Annotated in this window: 19 protein-coding genes; 5 read left to right on the plus strand and 14 right to left on the minus strand. The window is 63.5% G+C overall.

Annotation, left to right across the window (positions count from 1 at the left end; translation table 11 throughout):
• Positions 1-200: 200 nt before the first annotated feature.
• Together ACSSVG_RS12145 and rraA are read right to left on the minus strand one after the other, a co-directional pair.
• Entirely contained in the window at positions 201-1,853 is a 1,653-nt protein-coding gene (locus ACSSVG_RS12145; RefSeq protein ID WP_492415033.1) for an MDR family MFS transporter, read from the minus strand.
• Positions 1,854-1,985: 132 nt separating this feature from the next.
• Positions 1,986-2,459, minus strand: a complete 474-nt coding sequence (gene rraA / locus ACSSVG_RS12150) for a ribonuclease E activity regulator RraA (protein ID WP_231340242.1) — start codon at positions 2,457-2,459, stop codon at positions 1,986-1,988.
• 158 nt (positions 2,460-2,617) lie between these two features.
• On the opposite strand from rraA, the gene ACSSVG_RS12155 reads away from it, so the two are divergent.
• Positions 2,618-3,919 carry an MFS transporter gene (locus tag ACSSVG_RS12155; RefSeq protein WP_231340243.1) on the plus strand — a complete coding sequence of 434 codons (1,302 nt, stop codon included), beginning with the start codon at positions 2,618-2,620 and terminating at the stop codon, positions 3,917-3,919.
• A 2-nt stretch (positions 3,920-3,921) separates the two neighbouring features.
• On the opposite strand, the gene ACSSVG_RS12160 is transcribed toward ACSSVG_RS12155, so the two are convergent.
• The 5 genes from ACSSVG_RS12160 to ACSSVG_RS12180 all read right to left on the minus strand — a co-directional run bounded on the left by ACSSVG_RS12160 (position 3,922) and on the right by ACSSVG_RS12180 (position 10,865).
• The gene (locus ACSSVG_RS12160) at positions 3,922-5,094 is read right to left on the minus strand and encodes an FG-GAP repeat domain-containing protein (RefSeq protein WP_492415034.1); all 1,173 of its coding nucleotides are present in this window, start codon (positions 5,092-5,094) and stop codon (positions 3,922-3,924) included.
• 172 nt (positions 5,095-5,266) lie between these two features.
• A complete protein-coding gene (locus ACSSVG_RS12165; protein ID WP_231340245.1) occupies positions 5,267-6,541 on the minus strand; it encodes an FG-GAP repeat domain-containing protein in 1,275 nt (424 codons plus the stop codon).
• Between the two features lie 143 nt (positions 6,542-6,684).
• A complete protein-coding gene (locus tag ACSSVG_RS12170; protein WP_492415035.1) occupies positions 6,685-8,529 on the minus strand; it encodes an FG-GAP-like repeat-containing protein in 1,845 nt (614 codons plus the stop codon).
• 8 nt (positions 8,530-8,537) lie between these two features.
• Positions 8,538-9,686: an FG-GAP repeat domain-containing protein gene (locus ACSSVG_RS12175; RefSeq protein WP_231340247.1), complete on the minus strand. Its 1,149-nt coding sequence runs from the start codon at positions 9,684-9,686 to the stop codon at positions 8,538-8,540.
• Positions 9,687-9,737: 51 nt separating this feature from the next.
• Positions 9,738-10,865: an FG-GAP repeat domain-containing protein gene (locus tag ACSSVG_RS12180; RefSeq protein ID WP_231340248.1), complete on the minus strand. Its 1,128-nt coding sequence runs from the start codon at positions 10,863-10,865 to the stop codon at positions 9,738-9,740.
• Positions 10,866-11,072: 207 nt separating this feature from the next.
• On the opposite strand from ACSSVG_RS12180, the gene ACSSVG_RS12185 reads away from it, so the two are divergent.
• Both ACSSVG_RS12185 and ACSSVG_RS12190 read left to right on the plus strand, forming a co-directional pair.
• Positions 11,073-11,681, plus strand: coding sequence for a TetR/AcrR family transcriptional regulator (locus ACSSVG_RS12185; protein WP_231340249.1), 609 nt, complete (start codon positions 11,073-11,075; stop codon positions 11,679-11,681).
• Between the two features lie 281 nt (positions 11,682-11,962).
• Complete coding sequence (locus ACSSVG_RS12190; protein ID WP_492415036.1) at positions 11,963-13,153, plus strand: NAD(P)-dependent malic enzyme; 1,191 nt, start codon at positions 11,963-11,965, stop codon at positions 13,151-13,153.
• 88 nt (positions 13,154-13,241) lie between these two features.
• On the opposite strand, the gene ACSSVG_RS12195 is transcribed toward ACSSVG_RS12190, so the two are convergent.
• On the minus strand, positions 13,242-14,810 hold the full coding sequence (locus ACSSVG_RS12195; RefSeq protein WP_492415037.1) for an alkaline phosphatase family protein: 1,569 nt from the start codon (positions 14,808-14,810) through the stop codon (positions 13,242-13,244).
• 256 nt (positions 14,811-15,066) lie between these two features.
• Here ACSSVG_RS12195 and ACSSVG_RS12200 point away from each other — a divergent pair, with 256 nt between their 5' ends.
• Positions 15,067-15,570: a DUF456 domain-containing protein gene (locus ACSSVG_RS12200; RefSeq protein WP_492415038.1), complete on the plus strand. Its 504-nt coding sequence runs from the start codon at positions 15,067-15,069 to the stop codon at positions 15,568-15,570.
• An 84-nt stretch (positions 15,571-15,654) separates the two neighbouring features.
• Here the strand turns inward: ACSSVG_RS12200 and ACSSVG_RS12205 are convergent, their stop codons facing one another.
• Both ACSSVG_RS12205 and ACSSVG_RS12210 read right to left on the minus strand, forming a co-directional pair.
• Positions 15,655-16,608 carry a polysaccharide deacetylase family protein gene (locus ACSSVG_RS12205; protein WP_492415039.1) on the minus strand — a complete coding sequence of 318 codons (954 nt, stop codon included), beginning with the start codon at positions 16,606-16,608 and terminating at the stop codon, positions 15,655-15,657.
• Entirely contained in the window at positions 16,605-18,140 is a 1,536-nt protein-coding gene (locus ACSSVG_RS12210; protein WP_253464882.1) for a purine-cytosine permease family protein, read from the minus strand. Before ACSSVG_RS12210 ends, ACSSVG_RS12205 begins: the two co-directional genes overlap by 4 nt.
• Before the next feature lie 108 nt (positions 18,141-18,248).
• Between ACSSVG_RS12210 and ACSSVG_RS12215 the strand changes: the two genes are divergently transcribed.
• A complete protein-coding gene (locus ACSSVG_RS12215) occupies positions 18,249-19,718 on the plus strand; it encodes a PucR family transcriptional regulator (protein WP_492419197.1) in 1,470 nt (489 codons plus the stop codon).
• A 92-nt stretch (positions 19,719-19,810) separates the two neighbouring features.
• Here ACSSVG_RS12215 and purU read toward each other — a convergent pair whose 3' ends face one another.
• Genes purU through ACSSVG_RS12235 form a run of 4 tightly spaced genes read right to left on the minus strand, consistent with a single transcriptional unit; the run spans position 19,811 to position 25,686 of the window.
• On the minus strand, positions 19,811-20,710 hold the full coding sequence (purU, locus tag ACSSVG_RS12220) for a formyltetrahydrofolate deformylase (protein WP_231340255.1): 900 nt from the start codon (positions 20,708-20,710) through the stop codon (positions 19,811-19,813).
• A gap of 2 nt (positions 20,711-20,712) precedes the next feature.
• Positions 20,713-22,104, minus strand: coding sequence for an L-serine ammonia-lyase (locus ACSSVG_RS12225; protein ID WP_492415040.1), 1,392 nt, complete (start codon positions 22,102-22,104; stop codon positions 20,713-20,715).
• Positions 22,104-22,748, minus strand: coding sequence for a sarcosine oxidase subunit gamma (locus tag ACSSVG_RS12230; RefSeq protein WP_492415041.1), 645 nt, complete (start codon positions 22,746-22,748; stop codon positions 22,104-22,106). Before ACSSVG_RS12230 ends, ACSSVG_RS12225 begins: the two co-directional genes overlap by 1 nt.
• Positions 22,741-25,686, minus strand: a complete 2,946-nt coding sequence (locus tag ACSSVG_RS12235; protein WP_492415042.1) for a sarcosine oxidase subunit alpha family protein — start codon at positions 25,684-25,686, stop codon at positions 22,741-22,743. The genes ACSSVG_RS12230 and ACSSVG_RS12235 overlap by 8 nt, the downstream gene beginning before the upstream one ends.
• Position 25,687 lies beyond the last annotated feature (1 nt).

Below are 25,687 nucleotides of genomic sequence, written 5' to 3' on the forward strand. Positions count from 1 at the left end.
TTAACGCATCGAAGTCTGTTCGGCCGCTGTGAGTTGGCTGAGCGGGCCCTCCGCGGGGCCAAGTGCGTGAAAAGAGGGAACTTTGGTGCAACTAGTTGAACGCACTATCGAGAGTGGACTGGCCGGGCGCACACAATAAGGGCAGGCAGTCCGTGGACTGCCTGCCCTTATTGTTCATGGTGCTTGGAGCGAGTCCCTGCCTAGTGTGCGGACACCGATTCCTTGGCGGCAGCCTTCGGGTCCGTGAGCTTCTTATTCGGCAATGCGAAGCTGATCAGGAACGCAATGATCATGAGCCCGGCTGCGGTCAGCATGACGATGTCGATCGCCTGGGCAAAGCCCTCGGTGATCGGCCTGGTCAGCGTGCTGTTGGCTGTGTGGAGCCAACTGGTGTCGTTAAGGGACTCGTTATTGGCGCCGTTCTTGAAGAAGTCGAACAGCTTGGCGTTCGCGGGGTCCGAGGCTACTGCGGGATCCCTCATGACGGCCTGGTAGTCCGGGTTGGCCGCAGCTGTCTTCATGCCGTCGGCGATCTTATCGGCAGCAGTGCTGAACAGCATGGAGATGAACACTGCCGTGCCCACGGCACCACCCATGGAACGGAAGAACGCCGCTGTGGAGGTACCAACGCCCATGTCCTTGGGAGGAACCGAAACCTGCATGGCAAGGGTAAGGGGCTGCATGCAGAAGCCCAAACCAACGCCGAAGAACACGGCAATCAGGCCGGGAACCCACAGACCGGTGTCGACGCCAAGCACAAGGCCCATGACGGTAGCCGCAGCTGCCAAGGTGGCCGTGCCCATGATCGGGAAGATTCTGTAGACGCCCGACGACGAAATGGTGCGGCCGGCAGAGATGGAACCGAACAGGATGCCCACGGTAAACGTGATCATCATGAGGCCGGCCTCGGTAGGAGTCAGCCCCTTCACTAGCTGCAGGTACATGGGCAGCATGGCGATGGCGCCGAACATGCCGATGCCGATGATGAAGTTCAGCAGCGATGACAGCCCGAACGTCATGTTCTTGAAGAGGCGCAGAGGGATCAGGGCGTAGTCTCCAGCGCGCTTCTCAGCGAGCAGGAATGCGACGATGCCGATGACGCCGAGGCCATAGCAGAGCCACGATCCGGCGGAGGCCCAACCCCACGTACGGCCCTGTTCTGCGACCAGCAGCAGCGGAACAATGGCCAGTGTGATTGCGGCGGCGCCCCAGTAGTCGATCTTCTGCTTCACGTGCCGCGCTGGCAGGTGCAAGTACATGAAGACCACTACGAGTGCCGCGAGTCCGATAGGCAGGTTGATGAAGAAGACCCAGCGCCAGCCGTCGAAGCCGAGAATGTTGGCTGAACCAGCGAAGGCGCCGCCAATGACCGGCCCCAAGACAGATGAGATGCCGAATACGGACATGAAGTAGCCCTGGTACTTAGCCCTGTCCTTCAAAGCGACGATGTCGCCGATGATGGTGAGGGCCAACGCCAACAAGCCGCCTGCGCCGAGGCCCTGGATGCCGCGGGCGATGGCCAGTTCGGTCATGGAGTGCACCGATCCCGCGTACAAAGAGCCTGCCAGGAAGATTACGATGGCCACGAGGTACAGCGGGCGTCGTCCGAAGATATCGCTGAGCTTGCCGTACAGGGGTGTGCTGACCGTTGAGGTAATGAGGTACGCGGTGGTGGCCCAGGCTTGGAGCGAGAGGCCATCGAGGTCGTTGGCGATGGTGTAGATGGACGTCGACACGATGGTCTGGTCCAGCGAGGACAGGAACATGCCGAGCATGAGTCCCACCATGACGGTGAGGGTCTGACGATGGGTCAGGACCTCACCGGCGGCCCGAACGGGCGTGGTTTTGGACATATCTTCTCCAGAGGTGGCAGAAAAGTGGATTAAGCAGGATAGTTGCTTTCAGTAACTATCTTACGGCCCAGTTGATTCCCGAAGGGAGAATATTTCTTCCACTTTCCGTCTAAGTCGTCCACGAGGGAAGGGTCAGCGCTCCACCAGGATGCCGTCCGGGTCGCAGTAGATCATCACTCCGGGTTGGATGCGGACGCGATCGATCACCAGCTGAACGTCCACTTCACCTACGCCCGTCTTGGCGCTCTTCTTGGGGTTGCTACCCAGGGCTTTGACGCCCAGCGGCAGCCGGCTAATGGCCTCGCGGTCCCGGATAGCTCCGTTGATCACCACACCCGACCAGCCGTTGGCCACCGCGCTTTCGGCAATCATGTCTCCCATGAGAGCAGTCCGAAGCGACGCCTGCCCGTCAATGACCAGAACGGCCCCTTCGCCGGGAGTGCCGAGGACGGCTTTCACCAGTGCATTGTCTTCAAAGCACCGGATAGTGCGGACCGGCCCGCTGAAGTGGGTGCGCCCACCCAGGTTTTGAAACTGGACGGCTATGGATTCAAGTTCCTCGCCGCGTTCGTCGTAAAGATCGGCGGTATTTACTTGCTCGCTCATAGTGCTTCCCCTCAGTAGCTTTGAGGCCACACTAACGCTCGTGCATGGGCTATAGCAGCGCTTGTTTCGGCCTATGTGGATAAAGAACGCGACGGCGGTCCAGTGTCTCTACGCCGCGCTAGGCTGAATCCAAACATTGAAACGAGGGGGAACCTGCCATGAGCCTGTCCGACCTGCCGGGTCCGGTGCCGGATCCTGCCGTAACGCGGGGAACCGCTACGGCCCTTGCCGAACCGGTAGAACGCGTTCGGCCGCTATGGGTCACCGGAGTGGTGCTGGTCAACCTGGGCATCAACGCGGCCTTCTTTGGTCCACTCCAAGTGCTCTTGGGACAGCAGGCAGCTCACTTCGACGAAGGGCAGAAGGAAGCGATCCTGGCTTTGGTGACCGGCTGTGGTGCAGCCGTTTCCATGGTCGCTAATCCCTTGTTCGGCGCCTTCAGTGATCGTACGACCTCCAGGTTCGGCCGCCGTGTTCCCTGGGTGCTGATGGGTGCCATCCTGGGCGCTGTTGCGTTGGTTGCCTTGGCAGGTGCTCCCAACGTTGCCGTGATGACCGTCCTGTGGTGCCTCGTGCAGGCCGGAGCCAACGCCATGTACTCCGCCATCACTGCCGCTGTTCCGGACCGCGTACCCGTGCCGCAACGCGGAACTGTGGGCGGGCTGGCTGCCATGGGGCAGACGGTGGGTATTTTGGTCGGCGCGGTGATCGCCGCCGTCGTTGCCGGTAACTTCGCCATGGGTTACTGGGTCTGTGCCGCAGCGCTGCTGGCTGGCGTCGTGCTCTATCTTTTCAAGAGCGACGATCAGCCCCTGCCGCTTGGCGAGCGTCCCGCATTCAACCTGGCGAAATTCCTCCAGGGATTCTGGATTTCGCCCAAACGCTATCCGGACTTTGCCTGGGCCTGGCTGACGCGGCTGCTGGTAAGCACGGGCAACCACATGGTCACGCTGTATTTGCTCTTCTTCCTCAGCGACGCCGTGCACCTGAAGGAAACTGAGGGCATAGAGCCAGAGTTCGGTGTCCTGATCCTCACTGGCCTGTATGCCGTCACGGTGATCATCACCAGTGTGCTCGGTGGGCGGCTGAGCGACAGGATGGGAAAGCGGAAGCCTCTGGTCATAGCGTCATCCGTCATCATCGCAGTGGCGTCGTTGATCCTCGCGTTTGCCCCCACATGGATCGGGGGACTTGCCGGTGCGCTGGTACTGGGCATCGGATTCGGCGCCTACCTTGCCGTTGACTTCGCACTCATCACCCAGGTCCTGCCCACCGCAATGGACCGCGGGCGGGACCTGGGCGTCATCAACATCGCCAACTCGCTGCCCCAGGTAGTGGCCCCGCTGATCGCCTTCCCGTTTGTCACGTACTGGGGTGGCTACGTGTCGCTCTACGTAGCCGCCGCAGTCATCGGGCTCCTGGGTGCCGTGTTCGTGGTGAAGATCAAGAGCGTTGACTAGGCCTAGAACACGGCTGTGAAGCCACCCCAGCCCCAGCCGACAGTCGATTGGCCCGTCCAGAAGCTACCGGGCAGTCCGCTGGCCAAGTAATCCGCGCCATTGCCGTAGTACATGGTCAGTTGGCCGCTGCGGTCAATGCCGAAAACGTCGATCTTGTCGTCGCCGTTGAAATCGCCTGCGGAGCCGATCGTGCTGAGGGCACCCCAACCCCAGCCAACGGTTTCTGCGAAGTTGATGAACCATCCATCGCGACGGGTCTGGAATATTTGGAGTCCGCCGTACGCGTTTCGTCCGGCGACTTCCAACTTGCTCGTTCCACCGAAATGCCCGACTCCCACGATCACGTCGTAGAGCCCCCATGACCACCCCGCGGTGTATGGCTGCAGCCATCCGCCGCTGCCGTTCCCGGGGTACAGCAAGACGTTGTTTGACTTGTCCTTGACCAATACGTCGTTAGTGGCGTCGCCATTGAAGTCGCCGACTCCCACTATTGCGTTGAATTCCTGCCAGCCCTGGCCGACTTGGATTGCTCGCTTCCATCCGCCGCTGCCGTTTCCCTGATAGAGGAACAGCCGTCCTTGGGAATCACGTGCCATGACATCCACTGTGCCGTCCCCATCGAAATCACCAGGAGAGAAGATGTGGTTGAAGACGTTCCACCCGGTTCCGATGACCTGGGCCGGCTGCCAGTGCCCCCGGCCGTCCGTCGGGTAGAGCAATAACCTCCCGGCCGCGTCGCGGGCGAAGATGTCCATGGTGTTGTCGCTGTTGAATCCCCGCGCACGAGGCTTTGCAGCAATGCGGAGTGTCTCCGTGGCTTGGAGCGTAACCGTAGAGTCGGGATCATACGTTACGGTCGCGAAGGCTGTGACCGCTCGCCCATAGTCCGCCGCCGTGGCCCGGTACGTCTGGTTCGTCGCGCCGGGAATTACCTGGCCGTCCCGTGTCCAGTAAAAGGAGAAGGAGGGGGCTCCGCCTTCGGGCGATACCGACGGGTTGGCCCACGAGACGTCTGCTTTCAACACTCCGCCGACCGTCGGATCTCCTATGAGCCTCGGTGGTGCCATGGAGACCAAGCGCGCAGGCACCCCAATCGCCGGCACAGCCGCTTGTGCAGGCAGCGCCGAGGTGGCAAGCAAACCGGCCACCACAGACGCGGCAAGGACTGAAAACAAGCGCCGTCGCTTCCGCGCAACGGCAGGCATAGGAGTACTGGTCTCCAAGGGGTTTCCTCCAGGAAAGAAGCTGCCTGATTCGGGCAGCGGTAGATAAATTGGAAAAATACTCTAAGGGACCCTGCCCGATTCCATCGGCGGGGCATCCTCGTGGATGAGCTATCGAAAGCTCCTAGAAGACGGCATTGAAGCCGCCCCAACCCCAACCGACTACGCCCGAGGTCTTCCAACCGCCGGAGCCGTTGCCGTAATACATGCGCATCTGTCCGGAGGTGTCGACGCCCCAGACATCGTTTGCGCCGTCGCCGTTGAAGTCTCCTGCACCACCCAGTTTGGTGATGGCGTTCCACCCCTGGCCGATCACGCTGCTGGTGGTCCATCCACCGCGTCCGTTGCCACCGTAGAATCGCAGGTTCCCGGCAGTGTCACGGGCCAGGATGTCGGGCTTGTGGTCGCCGTCGAAGTCGCCCGGGGAGAAGATGGACGTCATGCCGTTCCAGCCCCACCCGACAGTGCTTGCTGCGAGGAAGCCGCCCTGTCCATTGCCTGGATACAGAACGAGCTCGCCGGAAGGCTTGCGCGCCAGGAGGTCGTTGTTGCCATCTCCGCTGAAATCGTCAGCTGCGATAATTGTTGAGAAGATTCCCCAACCCCAGCCGATCTGCTGTCGCGGATACCAGCCGCCATGCCAGTCGCCAGGGTAAAGGAACAGGGCACCGGAAGCGTCGCTTGCGATCACGTCATTTTCGCCGTCGTTGTTGAAGTCGCCGGCTGCGAGCATCACATTGAAGATGTTCCATCCGGAGCCGACTTCGTAGGCTCCCTTCCATGTGCCGTTCCCTCCAGTGGTGTACATGCCCAGACGGCCCAAGGGGTCGCGGACCATCAAGTTCATGGTGTAGGGATCCCAGTACTCACGGTAGAACCCGGTGGTGTGGGGACGATCCAGCGGGGTGGAGTAGGTGAAGTCCATGGCGTCGAGCCTCACTGCATCGACTCCGGGGATAGCCAGGTTGCCCTGGTTCTCGATGAGTGATCCGTCGCGCCAGTAGACCACTACGTTGCCCGCGGTGGTGTGGATTTCTACGTACTGGGCAAGATAGGCACCTGATGGGGTCTGCTGTTCAGCGAACACGTCAAATGAATACGTCGAGTCAGAGGCGTTGTAGGAGCCCTGCGTCAGCTGCCTGTGAACGGTGTTGGTAGCTGCGTGTCGGAACGCCACGTACACGTCGGCGATGGGACTTGTTGCCTGGAAGGTGATCCTCGATGTTGCCTGTCCTCCGGCCTCGAACGAGTTCGGCGTCGTCGACACGGCGACCGGAACCGGCGCGAAGAAGTCGTCGGCATGGGCAGCCGGCGCGAAACCAAGACCAGAAATCACGACGATGCCGCTCGCAAATGCGGCCAGCCAGGTGCGTGCACGGCGCAGACGAGTGCTCCCCATTGTTCCCCCAATTCAAGCCGGTCCCAGGGGGCCGGCGGGTGTCAGTGAATTGAGAGTACATTGGCAGAACCGATGGCTGGGAATTCGCAGGCAAAGATTCACGAAAAAGACAAGTCAAAACCCAAAACGCAACCGAAATCGGCTTAGAACACAGCGGTGAACCCGCCCCAGCCCCAGCCAACAACACCGGCGCCTTTCCACCCGCCGCTGCCGTTGCCGTAATACATGTTCAGTTGGCCGGCGGAGTCGATGGCCCAGACGTCGTTGAAGCCGTCGCCGTTGAAATCGCCCGCACCGCCGATTCGGCCCATGACGTTCCAGCCGGTGCCGATGGCCTTGGCTGTCGTCCACCCACCCTTGCCGTTGCCGCCGTAGAGCCGGAGGTTCCCGGCACCATCGCGGCCCATGACATCGGGGTTGCCGTCGCCGTCGAAATCACCGGGGGAGAAGACTTGGTTGAGGGCTTCCCAGCCCTGGCCAACGGCGCCGGGGGAGCGGAATCCGCCGACCCCGTTGCCGGGATACAGGACGAGGGCGCCTGAGGGCGTCCGGGCAAGGAGGTCGTTGTTGCCGTCCCCTGAGAAGTCACCCGCGGCGAAGACGGAGTCAAAGACGTCCCAGCCCCAGCCGACTTCCTTGCGCGGCAGCCAACCGCCGGTCCCATTGCCGGGGTAGAGGAACAGGGTGCCGGCATCGTCGCGCGCCAGGACGTCGTTGAAGCCGTCGCCGTTGAAGTCGCCGGCGTTGAAAACGAGATCGAAACCACCCCAGCCGAACCCGATGGTCTTCACCGCTTGCCAACGCCCGGCGCCGTCTGTGGGGTACAGGAGGAGGTTCGCCGCAGCGTTCCGGGCGAACAGATCCAAGGAGGTACCGGCGTCGAACCCTGATGTGTGGGCCTTGTTCCGCACTACAGTGCGGCTGTAGACCGTAAACGGCCTCGTGGCCGTGGCGGGATTGCCAGCCTGGACAACCGCGCGGAAGCCGACGACGGCGCCACGGTCGGCTGCGGTCAGGGTGTAGGTTTTGGCGGTGGCCCCGTTGATTGGGGTTCCGTTCCGCACCCATTCGTACTTGACGCTGACGGCGCCGCCGGCTGTGCCCGTGGCGACGCTGCCCTCGTTGAACGCGCCGGTGAGCTTCTCGCCAACTGTCAGTCTGCCTTGCAGCGTAGGGGCGGTGGCAGTGATGGGCGATGTGGGTGTGAGTGGCAGCGAGGATGCTGACACAGCCCGGTATCCAGCCTTCGTGGCCGTGACCCGGACTGACAGGGTCTGGTCCAGGTCGGCTTCGGCTACCCGGTAGTTGTTGAGGGTCGCGCCGGTGATTGGCTGGCCGTTGCGGAGCCACTGGTGGGCGAAGCCGGTGGGTGGGGAGGTCCAGGTGCCGTTGTCGGTGGTCAGCACTTGGTCATAGCGCGCCACGCCGGAGACGACGGGGGGCTTGGTGTTGGGGTTGTCTATCAGCGGGAAGTTGGGGTTGTTGACGGAGAAGTCGACGCCGTCCAGGGCGCCGGGCCGCTGGGTCGGGGCTTCGAGGCCTTGGCTGAGGAAGAGGATGTTGCCGTCGCGGCCATAGCGGACGGAGCCTTTGCCGGCTGGAAGCGCGATGTTGACGCTGAGGAGCTTGTAGCGCCCTGTCCGCTTAAATGCGCTGCCGTTAGCGGGAATCTTGGCCTGGGCGCTGTACGGTCCAGGCGCTTGGCTGGTGGGCCCGTACAGGGTTGCCTGCTCCAACGTGTCTTCGTTGACGTAGGTGAATCCTACTTCCTGGGCGGGGCCGCTCAGGGTGAACGACAAGGAGATGGTGTTGCCCGGTACCACTGTGGCCGGCGATGTCCGCGTCACTACGGTGGGCAGCGGTACGTCCGGTCCTGCGGCCACGGCGCGCGGGGTAGGAACTGCGATCGCCAGCGCGGCGCACAAAAGAGCGGCCAGGAGGATGCGAATTCCTGTCCCCGCGTCACGCATGGAAGAAAGAGTTGTCATGGTTCCCCCTAGAACACTGCGTTGAACCCGCCCCAGCCCCAACCGATGGCACCGGCGCCGTTCCAGCCGCCGTCGCCATCGCCATAGTAAGCAAGCAGTTGGCCGGAGCCGTCCACAGCGTAAACATCTGCATTGCCGTTGCCGTCGATGTCGCCAGCCGCGCCAATGGTGGTCATGCCGCCCCAGCCCTGGCCGACGACGGTCATTCCGTTCCAGCCGCCTGCACCGTTGCCTCGGTACAAGCGCAATGCACCGGCAGCGTCGCGGGCAAGGATGTCAACGTTGTTATCGCCGTTGAAGTCACCGGGCGTGATCATCTTGTTGACCACGTTCCAGCCGCTGCCGACAACCGACCGGCCAAGCCAGCCGCCGTCGCCGTTGCCCGGGTACAGATACAGGAGCCCGGCGGAATCGCGGGCAAGGATGTCATTGTGTCCGTCACCGTTGAAGTCACCGGGGGAGACCACGGAATTGAACGCGTTCCAACCACTGCCTACCTGGCGTCCGGCGTAGAACCCGCCGTCGCCTTTGCCTGCGTAGAGGAAGAGATTTCCGGCGGAATCCTTGGCCAGGATGTCGTTGGTGCCATCGGAGTCGAAGTCGCCGGGCGAAACCACCGTGCCGAAGCCGTTCCAGCCTGGGCCGACCGTTCTGGCTGACTCCCAGGCGTTGTTCAGACGTGGGTAAAGCATGAGCGTGCCGTCAGTGCGGCGCGCGAGCATTTCGTAACTGCCGCGACTGGTGAAGCCGTTTGCCCTGTTGGAGGCAGAGATGGGGGCGGTTTCTTCGCTGGAGACTTCCAGCGGCTCGCACCCGTTCTGGCTGGCTGCGACGTGGGCGGCGATGGTCTTGCCGCGGTCCTCTTCGCCCAGCGTGTAGCGCCACCAGTCCCAGTGGTCCTCGGCGAGGACGCCGTCACGGGTCCAGTAAATCCGGTAGTCCGGGCCGGCAGCGGCGCCGCAGCCACGGTAGGAAGCAGGATCGATCTCAAGCGTGAGCGTTGAGCCGACAAACGGCGCGCCATGAATCACGGGATTCGAAGGGTCCATGGTTGCCATGGCCGGTGCGGGCGCGAAAGCCACCGCGGCAACAACTGCCGCTGCAATGCCAGCCACCACTCGGCGCACACCTGACGTAGGGCGCGTTGGTGCGTTCATGATGTCCTCCCCAGACTTTATGCGGCTAATTCTACCGCGACTGGGTTTTCTCTAGAAGATCGCTGTGAAACCTCCCCAACCATTCCCGGCGACCTCAGACCCGCGCCAACCGGTGCGGCCGTTGCCGTAATAAATCACCAGGCGGCCCTGCTGATCGACGCCATAAACGTCGTTGAAGCCGTCATTGTCGAAGTCGCCGGCCGCGCCCGCAGCCTTCAACGCGTTCCAACCGACCCCAATGAGCCAGGACCTGGTCCAGCCGCCGGCCCCATTGCCACCGTAGTAGTACAGGTACCCGCTGCGGTCGCGCGCCAGCACGTCCACATTGCCGTCACCGTTGAAGTCTCCCGGCGTCAGCAGCGCGTCCATCACCTGCCAGCCCTGCCCGACGGCGGTTCTCGCCAACCAGCCTCCGGAGCCGTTGCCCGGGTACAGGTAGAGGGCCCCGCCCGGTTCGCGGGCGAGGATGTCGTTGTGGCCGTCGCCGTTGAAGTCTCCGGGGCTGACGATCGTGTCGAAGACGTTCCACCCTTTGCCGATGGTCTGTGCCGGTTTCCAACCGCCCGTTCCATCCCCTGCGTAGAGATACAGGGTTCCGGCGGCGTCCCTCGCGATCACATCGCCCTTGCCGTCGCCGTTGAAGTCCCCGGGTGACAGGGTCAGATTGAAGATGTTCCAGCCCCAGCCCACGGTCCGGGCCGCTTCCCAGGCGGTGCCTTTGCGACCGAAGAGCTGCAACGCGCCGTCGTTGCCGCGCGTCAGGAGTTCGAAGCTTCGGCCGGTGAAACCCGCAGCCCGGTTGGCGGCGCCCACGGGCTTGGTCTCGTCGCTGTGCAGCGACTCGCCACCACAGGCCGTCTTGCTGGCTGTGACATGGACGGCCATGCGGGCTCCGGTGTCATCCGCCTGCAGGGCATACGTCCGCGCGGTCTCGCCGGCGACCAGGAATCCGTCACGGGTCCAGTAGATGGTGAAATCCGGGCCCTTGCCGCCCCCGCAGCCATAGAACGTGTAGGGGCCGATCTCAGTTGTGAGCTTCTGGCCGACGAACGCTTCACCGCTGAGGATGGGGTCCGGCCCGCTGCTGGTAGCGGCCGACGCCGGCAGGGGACAAAGTGCCATGGCCGCCACAGCGGCAGTCAGCAGCGTTGCTGCCATCCGGCGTCGAAATCTCCCCATTGTGTTCCTCCCAAGCAGCAGCTCAAACCTTCATGAAGTGTATGCGGGCGGAACGCCAATGGCTGGGAGCGGCATGCGCGCTTCCAGGTCAGGCGAGCTCTCAGGAAACGGTCATTTAGCTCCCGTATCATTGATGCGATCGGCCAGCCACGGGTCTTTGACCCCAGCCGGCCGCTTCCTTGTCAGCCTGCCAAGAGATCGCCGGAAATGCCCGTATCAAACTCACTGGAACCGTACTCCCTTGACCTGACCACGGGGTTGCCCCGTATGGCCGCCGCGCCGACGACACCGCGGCAGCAGCTGCGCTATGCCCGGATCCTGAAAACGGCGGCCGGCTTTGCCCAGCGGCAGTTCGATACCTTGAGCCTTTCCGACGTCGCCGCGCGGGCCGACATCCCGCTCGGCACGCTGTACCGATACTTTCCCTCCACAGCCCACCTGATGCTGGCCGTTTACAGGCAGCAGCTGCGGGAGCTTCGCGACGGTGTTCGTCGTCGCGAAGGCAAGGGCCATGCGCTCGCGGGTTTGATGATGGAGATCTTCCACCTGAGGGTCATGCAGCCGGGTGTGGAGCACTGTCTTATCCGGCCCGCAGGCAAGGACGATGACACCGCGCAGCTATTGCGGGAGATCGATGCGCTGTCCGAGGAAGTGGTTGGTTCACTGAGCAAGGACACGGGCAAGGATGCTGTCAGGGCCAGGATCCTGCTGCACCTGGTCAGTGGTCTTGTCCAGGCGGTGCGTTGCCGTCGGTTGTCGTTGTTTGAGGCGGAGAAGGATCTGAAGAAAGCCTGCACCCTGCTGACCGGTGAATGACGAAAAGTTCCCACTGGTCTAGACCGCGAGGCTCTCAGAACACGCTTTTTTGTATGACCTGGATCACAATTGGCTCTGGTTGAACGTTTTACTCTCGAATCGTCTCTCTTGGTATTGAATCTTGTACCCTCAACCCCTCCTTAGGCTGGAAACACCGAAGCGGCTAGCAGCCCCCTATCTGCAGAAGCAACGCCGGACCAGCCACCCTTGGTCCGCTACAGCAGTTCTGTTCCTGCCCGAATCGTGCCGTGGGTCCACGGCTAGCCTGAGGAGACAAAGACGTGTCCATCGAGACAATCGCTACAGACAACGACGCCCTGGTACTGACCGAAGAAGAGATCTTCGCAGCCCATGAAGGCGGCAAGCTGACCATTTCCAGCACCGTCCCGCTGGACAACAAGCGCGACCTTTCCATTGCCTACACCCCCGGAGTTGCGCAGGTCAGCCGCGCAATCCACGCAAACCCCGAGCTCGCCCGCACCCACACCTGGGCCGAGCGCCTGGTCGTCGTGGTCAGCGACGGCACCGCCGTCCTTGGCCTCGGCAACATCGGCCCCAGCGCTTCCCTTCCCGTCATGGAAGGCAAGTCAGCCCTGTTCAAGTCCTTCGGCGACCTCGACTCCATTCCGCTGGTGCTCAACACCACCAATGTGGACGAGATCATCGAGACCCTGGTCCGCTTGCGCCCCAGCTTCGGCGCCGTGAACCTCGAAGACATCTCCGCTCCCCGCTGCTTCGAACTCGAAGAGCGCCTTATCGAAGCCCTGGACTGCCCCGTCATGCATGATGACCAGCACGGCACCGCCGTCGTGGTTCTCGCTGCCCTGACCAACGCAGCCAAGGTGACCCAGCGCGAACTCGCCGGCCTCAAGGTCGTCGTGTCCGGCGCAGGTGCGGCAGGTATTGCCATTGCCGAGATTCTTCTTGCTGTTGGCATCAAGGACGTCATCCTGCTCGACTCCAAGGGCGTCGTCAACGCTGAGCGCGCCGACCTCGTGGCCGAGCCCGGCAGCGTCAAGGCCCGCATGGCCCAGCGCACCAACCCCCGCGGCGTCACCGGCGGTCCGGGCGAGGGGCTGACCGGCGCCGATGTATTCGTGGGCGTCTCCTCCTCCAAGCTGGACGAAGAGCACCTGAAGCTGATGAACGATCAGTCGATCGTGTTCGCCTTGTCCAACCCGGACCCGGAAGTTCTCCCTGAGGTTGCCCAGAAGTACGCGGCCGTTGTTGCGACCGGCCGCAGCGACTTCCCGAACCAGATCAACAACGTCCTGGCTTTCCCGGGTATCTTCCGTGGCGCACTCGATGCCAAGGCCCGCCGCATCACGCCCGCCATGAAGATCGCCGCCGCCAACGCCATTGCTGAGCTCGCCGCGGAGGACCTCTCCGCCGACTACATCGTGCCGAGCCCGCTGGACGCCCGCGTGGCACCGGCCGTCACCGCAGCTGTTGCTGCTGCAGTCACCGAATAGCGGCTACTGACGAAAGACCGACGACGGCGACGCCTCCCGTGCTGGGGAGCGTCGCCGTCGTTCTTTGGTTAAGCCTGCCGTTGGCGGGTCAGCGGTCCAGCCTCACCTGGTCAACTGTCCAGAAGGCGCTGTTGGTTCCGGTATATCGGAAGCTGATTTTGGCCTTCTTGGCACCTTTGGGGACCTCGAGAGCAAGGGATTCGAAGCCGTTGAAGTTTGCGGTGTAGGCCTTCACCAGCTGCGGGACTCCGCCGTCGTAGCTGACAAACACTTCGCCGCTCTGGGGTCCGTCGATCCTGTAGTTCGAGGCGAAGGACAGTGTTGCCGCCTTGCCGCCCTTGACCTTAAATTCGGGGCTTATGAGGGTGGAGTCGAATTGTCCGGCGTCGTGTGCCTTGTCATCCCACTCGTCGGAGTCGGCGACAGCGAAGACGTTGCGGTTGCGGACGGAGGTCTCGCGGCCCTGGTTGCGGTCGGTGTTGGTCCAGAACTCGTCGGTGGCGAACGACCAGCCGCGCCATTCGGTCACACCGCCGGCCGGCATGGCGGAGTTGTCGATACTCCAGCCTTCGGGCGCGGTGGTGGTCCACCCCTTCACATCGGCGGCTGGCGCGGTTTCGTCGGCGCGGGTGCGCAGGCTGTCCCGCAGGGAATCGAAGCCGTCTGCTTTGATGTCGGCGATGGCCTGCCCGTCGAGGTTCCAGGCGGCGTCGGTCTTGACTCCTTCGTGCTTCAGCACAGTGGGTGCGATGTCCGTGATCTTGACGTCGTTGCGGACGGTACCGGCCTTGATCCCCTTGCCCTCGGCGATGACGAACGTCTGGCGCTCGGCGGGTGTGTTGCCACCGTGGCCACCTGTGGGGGTGTGTCCGTGGTCGGCTGTGAGAACCACCAGCCAATCCTCGGACGTGTAGCTGGGACGGTTTTTCACGGCATTCAGGATCTCGCCGACCTGGCCGTCCGCCGTGCGCAGGGCTGCCAGGTATTCCTCACGCTCGGTGCCGTAGGAGTGGCCCGCGCCGTCAACCTCGTCCAAGTGGACGAACGTGCTGTCCGGGTTGCCATTGGCAAGGTAATCCACGGCCTTCGCCGTGGTGCCGGCGTCGTTTCCTCCGGCGATCCTCAGGTCAACCTTTTCGCCGAACACCGTTTGGGGGATGGGAGACCAAGTGCCCACAACCAGGGTGGAGGCTTTGGGTTGGGTCGATTCGAGGCGGCTCAGGTAGTCCGGGTACTGGCTGTAATTGGGTGCCGTGAAGTTGTTGTCCACCACGTTGTGCTTGTCCGGCCACACTCCAGTCGCGATGCTCGACCAGCCCGCTCCCGAGACGGTAGGGGCCATCGGGTTAGCGAACAGGTTGCTCTTGGCGGTCATGCCGGAGTCGACCACGCTTTGGATATTCGGCACGCCGGCAGCGGGAAACTTGGCGATTGCGGCGCCATCGAGGCCAATCACCAAGGTCTTCTTGCGCTTGGTCCCATCGGGAAGCCCTGCGTATGGAGCATGGGCAGGGCGGCTGGCGGTGCTTGCGGACCGGGTGTCGGGCGCGTCCGGTGCCGGAGGCGCGGCTATCGCAGCGGACGGGAGTACGACGGCGGCGGCGAGCGTTAGTGCGGCAGTTGCCGTGGCGGTGCGAAAAGGACGTGCGTTGTCCAATGTTTTCTCCAGGTTCGGGTCCGAGTGGGAGCTGTTGGCTGAGTGTTGCCGACAGCCTGACTCCTCAACCCTGCCGCGCGGAGACGGGCTAATCAAGGAAAATCGCCAGTTGTATAGACAAGTTGGATTGGCGTTAATCTGCTGTTTCCCGATCATTTCTGTGTAGCCGAGGATTTCGTCATTGGCCTTGGTTGGCTAGTTGTTCATACAGCTCGCGGACGCCGTTTGTTTTCGGGCGCCACCTAGACTGAGGGGCATGAACGCCGAACTCATCGTGACCATCCTGTGCGGCCTGGCCATCGCGGTCGGTGTGGCCGGAACCATCATTCCCGTGCTTCCGGGCAGCATTCTTATCGGCGCAAGCCTGTTGGCATGGGCCATCTGGGGAGGTGCCGGTCCGCTGGGATGGGTGATCTTCGCCGTCGGAATGGTGTTTGTGGTGGCGGGGATGGCCGCCAGCGCGGTGCTGACCGGACGCAAGCTGAAGCAGCATGGCATCCCCAACCGGTCGGTGCTGATCGGCGTGGTCCTGGGCGTCGTGGGAATGTTCGTCATTCCCGTGGTGGGGCTGTTTGTGGGGTTCGCCGTCGGACTTCTCCTGAGCGAAGTCCAGCGCACCCGCAACTTCCCTGCTGCCTTGAAATCCAGTGGCGCCGCGCTCAAAGCCACCGGCATCGGGATCCTGGTGGAGTTCGGGCTGGCGTGTGCCGCAGCAAGTACATGGATCATCGGAGTGTGGATCAACGCCGTGAACGGTTAAAGCCCTTAAACACCGCGCCGGGATGGCAAAAGATGGCAATCCCGAGCTCCAGGATTGTCATCTTCTGCCATCTGGGCGGTGGAATTAGTGGTGCGCGGGGAGGGGCGCTTTGACCTGTGCAGGGCGGAAGGTTGCTCCGGCTCCCGGGAACAGCGGGATGTCGATTCGGGCGTGGGTGTGGATTTCGTGCACGGTGTCCTTGGTGTGTTGCGCGATCCTGGCCAACGTGGTGACCCACATGCCATCCAGGTCCTTAACCCGCTCGATCAACTGTTCCAAAGCCACAGCCCGGGACGGCCGGCCGGAGATGAACGGGTGGTTGGTCAGGACGAAGCAGCTTCCCTGGGCGTGGTGCGCCTGGGCCTCGAGGGTCCACATTTCGAGCGCCTTGGCCGGGCTCTCGATGACCCCGCTCCCTGTGACGCCAGGGTAGAACCCATATTGCTCCCAGTCGTCCAGTGCCCAGTCCACTGGGATCTCCACGATGTCCCTGGAATCGCCCTCGGCGACGGCCATGCGGTAGGGGGCATCGCCGTCGAGCAGGCTCGAATCGTAGAGGAAGCCGCGGTCCGCCAATAGGGCAGGTGACTGCCAGTTCAGCTCCCACCAGGGTGCCCGGTAACCCACGGGCCTGATGCCGGCAGCGTTCGCGAGGGCCTCCAGGCCGCGGTCCAGATAACTGGCCTCGGTAGCGGCGTCGATGCCCTGCATAGGCTCGTGGAGGTAGCCGTGGTGGGCGATCTCGTGCCCACCGTCGGCGATCCTGCGAACGACGTCAGGGTAGCTCTCGGCTGTGAAACCCGGAATGAAAAAGGAAGCCTTGATGTCCTGGCGGTCCAGGATCTGGAGCAAACGCGGCACGGCGATCTTGGGGCCGTACGACTGGTGGCTCATAAGGGACATGCGCCGCGTGCTGGAAGGGTCATGGGCGATGGTGCACGACTCGGCATCGACGTCGAACGTGAAGGACGCTGCGGCCCGGTAGCCCTCGGGCCACGTGATCGGGTGGAGTGAATCAGCGAAAGCGGGCTGGTTCATGCTGTGGTCCTTTCGGGAACTGCCGGAGCGGCCGGTACCGGCTGTGTTGCCGACACATGGTTCGAGTCCGCGAGGATGAACTTCTTGTGGGCCCGTGGCCCGAGGATTGCATAGGCTGCCGCGCTGGTGAGTCCCCCAGCCAGCCAGGAGAGATCCCACCCGCCCAATGCCACGGCGATGGGGCCCTGCATGGCGGGAACCAGTCCGTACATGAACAGCCAGGTGGAGAAGATGCCGATCAGCAGGGATAGGATTCCGGCCCAGTTGATGACGGGCAAGCGGTGCGTTCCCACGGCGTCGAACAGGCGGTCAACCTTGGCAGGCCAACGCTTTTCCAGCCAGAAGTAGTGCACCAGCATGACTCCGCCCCAGGCGGCCACCCAGGCAACCAGGCCGATCAGCCAGGCATCGAGCACTGCCGCGAAGTCCTCTTGGAAGATGAAGAACACGACGGCGATGAGCGAGAAGACCCCGACGAAGAGGTTCAGCTTGCGGCGGCTGATCTTGATGTCCAGGGCCTGCGTGGCCACGGAGAAGGTGTAGATATTGAGGATGTTGGTGGCGATGGGGCCGTGCAGGACCATGAGAAGGACCGGGAGGGCAAGGACGCCGAAATTCTGGACGATCAACTTACCGGGATCGATCTCGCCGCTGTTGGTAGCCAGGCTGGCACCGAGGACGCCGAGCCACACCACGGGGATGAACTGGCCGAGAACTGATGCGAGGTAAACCTTGCGCTTGGGAACCGAAGTGCTGACGAAGCGGGAGTAGTCGGCGGCGTAAGTGAACCACGTGATGCCCCAGCCGATGCCGATTGCTGTCATCACTGCACTCATGGCGGCGATCCGCTCGGATCCTTCCAGGATGTTACCGGCGGGACCTGCGTACCCCCAGTCGATCTTCATGCCGAACCACGCCACGCATGACATGACAGCCAGGATGATGATGGTGGGCGGGACGGTCCACTTTTCAAAAGCTGCGATGGCCTTGTAACCGAACCAGGCGATGGCTACCTGGGCTGCCATGATGGCGGTGGCGACGCCGATCTTCCAGGCGTAGTTCTTGGCCTCGGGATCTACCCAGCCAAGGGTGCCGAACAATGCCATCACCAGGTCCAGGATGATCCAGGTATTGACGGCGCACCAGCCGATCACCAAAAGGGCCTGGATGGCGGCGGGGAGGTAGTTGCCGCGGCGGCCGAAGGCTGCGCGGGCCAGCACCATTCCCGTAGCGCCGGTTTTCTGGCCGAGGAGCACGAAGCAGCCGAAGAGCAGCATGCCGATCAGGTTTCCAAGGACCAGGACAATGACGGTGTCCGCGAAGCCGAGGCCGAGGTGGATTCCGAGTGCACCCAGCACCCAGTTAATAGGGGCGAGGTTTGCGCCTGCCCAGATCCAGAACTGTCCGGAAACCTTGCGCGTACGGTCTGCCTCGGGGATGGGTTGGAGCCAGGCTTCACTGTCGTGGGCCGGCGCCGTTGCCGGACCTGACTGCGCTGGGCTTGAAGGCGAAGGGGAGAGGTTGTCTTGCATGGGGAGAGCCTCCGTGTGTGAAAGGGACCCTTTCAGCGTATGTGCCCCAGATCACAGCAACAAGATACTATGTGTCTAAACAAGCCATCAATGACCGTACGGAGTGTCATGTCCATTGTGCTGGGAGCAGCTCTGGAGTACCAAAGCCTGAAATCTGCGGACCCCCGGGTCCTCAACGATGTGCCGGACGCGCTCTCCCGGCCGGTCCGTTGGGTGCACTCAAGCGAAGTGCTGGACATCGCCCCGCTCCTCAGCGGCGGCGAACTGCTGCTCAGCGGTGGGCAGGCGCTCGCCGGCGTGACCGCGGAACGGCAGGCCAACTACGTCCGCGAGCTGGCAGCCCGGGGGATCGCGGCGCTGGCGCTGGAAACCGGCCCGGCGCTTCCCGAGGTGCCGGCCATCATGCTGGAGGTGGCCGAGGCTGCCGGATTGCCGGTGATCGAACTGCGCCAGGTAGTCCCGTTCGTCGGCGTAATGCAGGAGATCAATTCCCTGCTGGTCAGCGAATCCGTGGAGCACCTCCAACATGCCGACCAAGCCAGCCATGCCATGGCCGCCGAACTTGCCCATGGCGGCGGACTCGACCAGCTCCTGGCTGTCCTGTCCGAAAGGACAGGTGCCAGCGCGCGGCTGGTCTCGCCGTCGGGCCTCACCCTCGGCGCCGCCGGCGGCATTTCTGGAATGGACGACGGCGGGAGCGTCACCGTGGTGGACGTTCCGGTGCGGGGAGTCCTTGCGGCCCGCCTTGAGTTGGTCATGCCCGACGGCGGCGACGGTGGCCTGGCGCGCGTGGCCGGGGAGCGTTCCGTGGACATCCTCGGATTGGCGTTGATGCAACGCATGCCGCCGGGGTTGAAGGAGCTGGCGGGAATCGAGCTCATGCGTGCCATCAATTCGGGGAGTCAGCGTTGGCAGCTTCAGCAGCTCGGACCTGCGTCGGGCTTCCCCACGGACGGCGCGGTAGCCGCCGTCGTGATTCGATCAACAGGCGCAGGGCACTTGCGCCCGGCCGTGGATGCCCTGCTGCGCGAGTGTGTTCCGCACAGCGCAAGCTATGCGGGCAATGCTGAACTGATCGCGCTCGCTGCCTTGGGCGACGGGGCTGCCACCCGGCGTTCGCTGTTGGATGCGTTGCGTCGCTTGGAGGTGTCGGCCGGCTCTGCGGTGGCTGTCGGGCCGTTGGGTGTCGGCATAGATGATGCGCCATGGTCCCTGGCTGAGGCGCGGCGGGCGCTTGACCTGGATCCGGGCACCGGGGGTGTGGTGGATGCTGACACCTTGGCGGTGGAGCTCCTTGCCCAAGAGTCCCTGGACCCGGCCGCGCGCGAAGGGTTCGTCCAGCGGCAGTTGGGTGCCGTCCTCGAGCATGACCGCCTGAAAAAGTCCGAGCTGTTGCGCACGCTGACCGTCTGGTTGGATTCGGGATGCAACACGGCCCAAGCGGCACGTGGGTTGCACCTGGAGCGGCAGTCCATGCATCACAGGCTGCAGCGGATTTTTGACCTGTGCGGGGGAGATCCACGGGGGACTGGCCGGCTCGGGGCCTTGCATCTGGCAACGAAGGTTGCCCGCTTGTAGCGGCCTTTAACCACCAATTCGACGGCTCGCTGCCCACTCGACGGCTCAAACCGTCTAACGCGCAGCAAACCGTCGAATCGGGTAGTCAAGGCCTACTTCAACACGATCGTCCTGGTCCCATTCAGGATGATCCGCCCTTCGCAGTGCCAGCGAACGGCGTTGCTGAGGGCCTTGCATTCTGTGTCCCGGCCGGCGGCTACGAGATCGTCCGGCCCGAACGTGTGGTCCACCTCCACTACCTGCTGGGCGATGATTGGTCCTTCGTCCAACTCGCCATTCACGTAGTGGGCAGTGGCACCCACAGTTTTCACGCCACGCGCGTAGGCCTGGTGGTAGGGCTTGGCACCCTTGAAGCTCGGCAGGAACGAGTGGTGGATGTTGATCGCCCGGCCGTCGAGCTTGCGGGCGAGGTCGTCGCTGAGTACCTGCATGTAGCGGGCAAGGACAATGAGCTCAACGTCCAGTTCATCGATGATCTCCAGCAAGCGACCCTCGGCTGCAGGCTTGGTGGCAGCCGTGACAGGAACGTGGAAGAACGGAATCCCGTGCCACTCTGCCAAACCCTGATGGTCGGTGTGGTTGGACACGACGCCCACCACGTCAATGGGCAGTTCACCGATCCGTGCGCGGAACAGCAAGTCGTTCAGGCAGTGCCCGAACTTCGAGACCATGATCAGCACGCGGCGCTTGTACCCCTGGCGCTCGAGTTGCCAGTTCATGCCGTACTTCTCGCCTACTGGAGAGAAAGCGGCCCGCAGCTCATCAACAGTGGAGGTGCCGGCGTCGGACGCGAAGTGTACCCGCATGAAGAAGTGGCGTTCGGCGCGATCGCCGAACTGCTTGTTGTCGATGATGTCGCAGCCGTGTTCCAGCAGGAAGCCGGACACCGCGTGGACAATTCCGGGACCCTCAGGGCAGTCGAGGGTGAGGACGTGCTCCACAGTCGTCTCAGTGGGGGAAACGGCAGCAGTTTCAGTTTGGATGGCAGTCATGGCTAGCACTCCACTACGTTGACGGCGAGGCCTCCACGGGAGGTCTCCTTGTACTTTGATTTCATGTCCGCGCCTGTTTCGCGCATGGTCTTGATGGCTTTGTCCAAGGACACTTTGTGGCTGCCATCGCCGTGCAGGGCGAGGCGGGCGGCGTTGATGGCCTTCACGCTGGCGATTGCGTTGCGTTCGATGCAGGGGATCTGCACCAGCCCGCCCACGGGATCGCAGGTGAGTCCCAGGTTGTGTTCGATGCCCACCTCGGCAGCATTTTCCACCTGCTCAGGCGTTCCGCCGAGGACTTCGCAGAGCCCCGCAGCGGCCATGGAGCAGGCGGAACCAACCTCGCCTTGGCAGCCGACTTCGGCACCCGAAATGGATGCGTTGATCTTGAACAGAATTCCGACGGCGGCCGCCGCCAGCAGGAAGCGCACGACTCCGTCGTCGTTGGCTCCCGGCACAAACTTGGTGTAATAGTGCAGCACTGCCGGGACAATGCCGGCTGCACCGTTGGTGGGCGCGGTGACGATCCTGCCGCCCGCGGCGTTTTCCTCGTTCACGGCCAGGGCGAACAGGTTGACCCATTCCATGGCGAGGAGGGGATCCGCTGAACTTGCTCCGTTCAGGTCCGCGTCGGTCTCGGAAAGCTTTTTGAACAACGACGGCGCCCGTCGCCTGACCTTCAGGCCTCCGGGTAGGATTCCCTCGGCAGAGCAGCCGTTCTCCACGCATTCCTGCATGACGGCCCAGATGCCCAGCAGCCGTTCGCGTAGCTCTTCTTCCGTACGCCACACGAGCTCGTTGGCCAGCATGATGTCCGAGATGGACTTACCCTCGCGGAGGCAGATGGCCAGCAGTTCGTCGGCAGTGGTGAAGGGGTAGGGCAGAACGGTGTCATCGGCTACCACTTTGTCGGCTCCGGAGACGTCCCCGTCCACCACAAAGCCGCCTCCGATGGAGTAGTAGCTGCGTTCCCGCAGGACCGAGCCGCTGTGGTCCAGCGCGCGGAACGTCATGCCGTTGGGGTGCGCCGGCAACGACTTGCGCCGGTGCAGGACCACGTCCTCGTCCCAGTTGAAGTCCACGCGGTGGTTGCCGCCCAGGCGTAGCTCTGCATCGAGTGCGGCAGCTGCGACCTGGTCATCGGCAGTGGTGGTGTCCACGGTTTCGGGGGAGTGGCCTTGCAGCCCCAGCACCACGGCCTTGTCTGAGCCGTGGCCCCGGCCGGTGGCGCCCAGGGAGCCGAAAAGCTCAGCCTGGACGCGCACCGTAGCCGGAAGCTGGCCGGACGATTCAAGACCGTCCGTGAACTGCTTTGCCGCGCGCATCGGGCCTACCGTGTGGGAAGACGACGGCCCGATGCCAACAGAAAACAGATCAAGCACACTCAATGCCATTAGGGGACCTCTGGGGAGGCGTACTCCCGCATGGCATCGAGGAGCCAGCGTCCCAGGAAATCGGCAAACGAGGCCCGGGGAAAGATCCGGTAGGACTCGTCAGAGGTCTTCCAGAGCATCACCGGGATGTGGGCGAGCTCGGTGGAAACAGCCGTGCCGGCCTTGAAGACCCGAGGGTGCAGGTCCAAGGCGCAGGTCTTCTCCAGCACTGCGCGGGCGTGGCTGCCGGAGAGCTCGAACGTGGTGCGGTTGGCGGACAGGTCCACCACCTGGCCTGCGTCTCCACCGAGGGCCGTGGTCAGATCGCTGACCAAAGAGCCTCCGAGGGAATCGTGGGCTTCCTCGGGTGCGACGACCATGAATTCGGTAGGGCCAAGCCACAGGGTGTTCACGGAACCGCTGCCCGTCACGTCACCGCAAGCGGCAGGCAAGCCGCCGGTCACGGACGCCACGCGGGCACCGGCGTCGGACGTTCGGTGAACCCGAACGCCCACCATGGCCTGGTAAGGGATTTCGGTGAGCGTCACCGTGCCCGGCACGGAGCCGGAGGTGAAAGCGTCAGCCAAGTGCTCGGCCGGGCTGCGGCGGGCGCCCCGGACGCGGTCGACGTGTGCGGTTTCTGCTGGTGTTGCTGTTTCAGCCATCTTTGCGGGTCCCTTCAGCATCGAAAAGTACGGTTTCGCCAACAACCACGTCCACCAATTGGTCTCCCAGCGAGGCCACAAGGGTCTCGCCGATGCGGTTGCGGCCGTTTTGAATGAGAGCCAGGGCGAAGGAACGGCCCAGCGCGGCGCTGTGGTAGCTGGAGGTCACGAAGCCCTCCATGGGGACGGGTCCATTAGCCGGGTTGACCGGGATGCCCTTTTCCACCAGCTGGGTGCCTTCCGGCAAGCGCAACGAGTGGTCCACGGGAAGGACGCTGACCAGGTGCTTCCGGTCTTCGCGGCTGGCGTCCTGACGGAGGTAGGAGCGCTTGCCGATGAAGTCCTTGGCCTTGGAGACGATCCAGTCCATGCCGGCGTCCTGCGGCGTGACCGTGCCGTCGGTGTCCTGCCCGACGATCGGGTAGCCCTTCTCGGCGCGGAGCACGTGCATGGTTTCGGTGCCGTAGGGGGTGATGTTGAACTCGGCACCTGCGGCAGCAACGGCTTCCCAGGTGTTGAGTCCGTACCAGGACGGGATATTGATTTCGTAGGCCAATTCGCCGGAGAAGGAGATGCGGCAAACGCGTGCCTGCACCCCGGAGGCCAGCGTGGTCTCGCGGAAGGTCATGAACGGGAAGGCTTCGGCATCCAGGCCACCGTTTTCGGCCAGCTGCGGAGCAACCTTGGCGATCACGGCGCGGGACTTCGGGCCAACGACGGCGATGGTGCTCCACTGCTCCGTGACGGACGTGCAGACCACATCGAGTTCCGGCCACTCCGTCTGGTGCCACTCTTCCAGCCAGTCCAGCACCTTGGCTGCGCCGCCGGTGGTGGTGGTCATGAAGTAGCGGTCATCGTCCAAGCGGAGGGTCACGCCGTCGTCGAAGATCATGCCGTCCAGGGTGCACATGACACCGTAGCGGGCGGATCCCGGGGCGAGCTTCTTGAACGCGTTGGTGTAAACGCGGTTCAGGAATTCGCCCGCGTCCTTGCCGCGGATCTCGATCTTGCCCAGCGTGGTGGCATCCATGAAGCCCACGGAGTCGCGGACGGCTGCGCATTCACGCAGGACTGCTGTGTCCATGTCTTCCCCGGCCTGCGGGTAGTACCAGGGGCGCTTCCACTGCCCGACATCTTCGAACAGTGCGCCCTGGGCAACGTGCCACGGGTGGATGGAGGTGACGCGGGCGGGGTCGAACAGTTCGCCACGCTGGCGGCCTGCCAACGCTGCGAAGGCCACGGGCGTGAACGGTGCGCGGTACGCGGTGGTGCCGATCTCGCCAACGCCGGGAATGCTCTCGGCACCGCCGAACTTCAGCGCGGCGGCGATGACGCCGATCGCGTTGACGCCCGAGGTCTTGCCCTGATCATTGGCGGTGCTGATGGAGGTGTACCGCTTGACGTGTTCCACGGATCGCATGCCTGCTCCGGTGGACCGGAGGACATCGGCCACGGACTGGTCGCGCTGGAAGTCCACGAAGTGGTGGTGCCATTCGCCGGGCTCACCGGTCTGGCCCGGCACCAGCCACAGCTGACGGCTGGGAGCGCTCGCCACGGGAGCCTGCAGTTCCACCGGGGTGGTCGCGGACTCGAAGCCGGCTGCGATGGATGCTGCCGCTCCCGCCCAGATGCCCTCTGCCAGGCAGTCCTTCAGTTCGTAGCTGCCACGTCCTGCGCCAACAACCTGCTGGTCGCGGACCGGTTTGGTGGGAATGAACGCTGCGAGCTCGTCATCCCAACGCAGCTTGCCCTGGCGCTGGCTGTGGAGGTGGACCACCGGAGACCAGCCACCGGAAACGGCAAGCAGATCGGCAGCCAGCTGTTCGACGCCCGAGGTGAGTTCGCCGTCGTCGTTAATGCTGCGGACGGTGACGCCATTCAGGCGGCCATTCCCCTCTGCCGAAGTATCAGCCACGGCGCTGCCGATGAGGACCCGGATACCGGACTCGACGGCGGCGGCGGCCTTCGCGCTGAGCTGCGGACGGGCATCGACGACGGCGGCAATCGCCACGCCTGCTGCCTGCAGGTCCGCGGCGAGAGCATAAGCGGAGTCGTTGGTGGTGCTGATGACGACGCGTGAACCGGCGGCGACGGCGTAGCGGTTGAGGTACGTGCGGGCGGCCGAGGCGAGCATGATGCCTGGGCGGTCGTTGTTCTCGAACACCAGCGGACGCTCATGGGCGCCCGGAGCCAGGACAACCTGCTTGGCACGGATGTGCCAAATACGCTGGCGGGAGACACCCGACGCTGCCGGAACGCTCAAGTGGTCCGTGCGGTTCTGGGCTGCGATGAAGTAGTTGGAATCGTAGGAGCCGAACGCCGTGGTGCGGTTCAGGACAGTGCATTCGCCGGCGGAGACCAGTTCAGCTTCCACATCAGCAACCCATTCCAGGGCCGCTTTGCCTTCGATCTGATCGGCCAGACCTTCGGCCGTTGAACCGGAGAGCAGCGTGCCGCCAAGTTCGGGCTGGTCGTCAATGAGGATGACGCGGGCACCGGTGCGGACAGCTTCGCGGGCCGCTGCCAGTCCGGCGATACCGCCGCCGACTACCAGGACATCCGTGTGGACATACTTCTTGTCGTACTCGGCCTTGTCCTCGTTGGGATCAAGCTTGCCAAGGCCGGACAAGAGCTCAATGTTCATGCCGTCCACCAGCGAGACTGCGGTGGCGGGAAGCATGGACTCGGCAACATGTCCGCGGAAGCGGGGAGCGATCTTGACCAGGGCGTTGGACTCTTCCACGCCAGCGGCCATGATGCCGCGGGGGCGGTCCTCATAGAGGGAGTTGCCGGCGTTGATGTGGCCATTGGCCAGCAGCGCCGAAGCGATGGTGTCACCCGGGTGGCCGGTGAATTCCTGGCCGTCCACGGTGAAGCGCCAAGAGATGCTGCGATCGATGCGTCCGCCGGTGGCGAGGCGTGCGTTCTTGCTGGTCACT

It is taken from the genome of Paenarthrobacter sp. E2MeOHC11 (assembly GCF_058744955.1).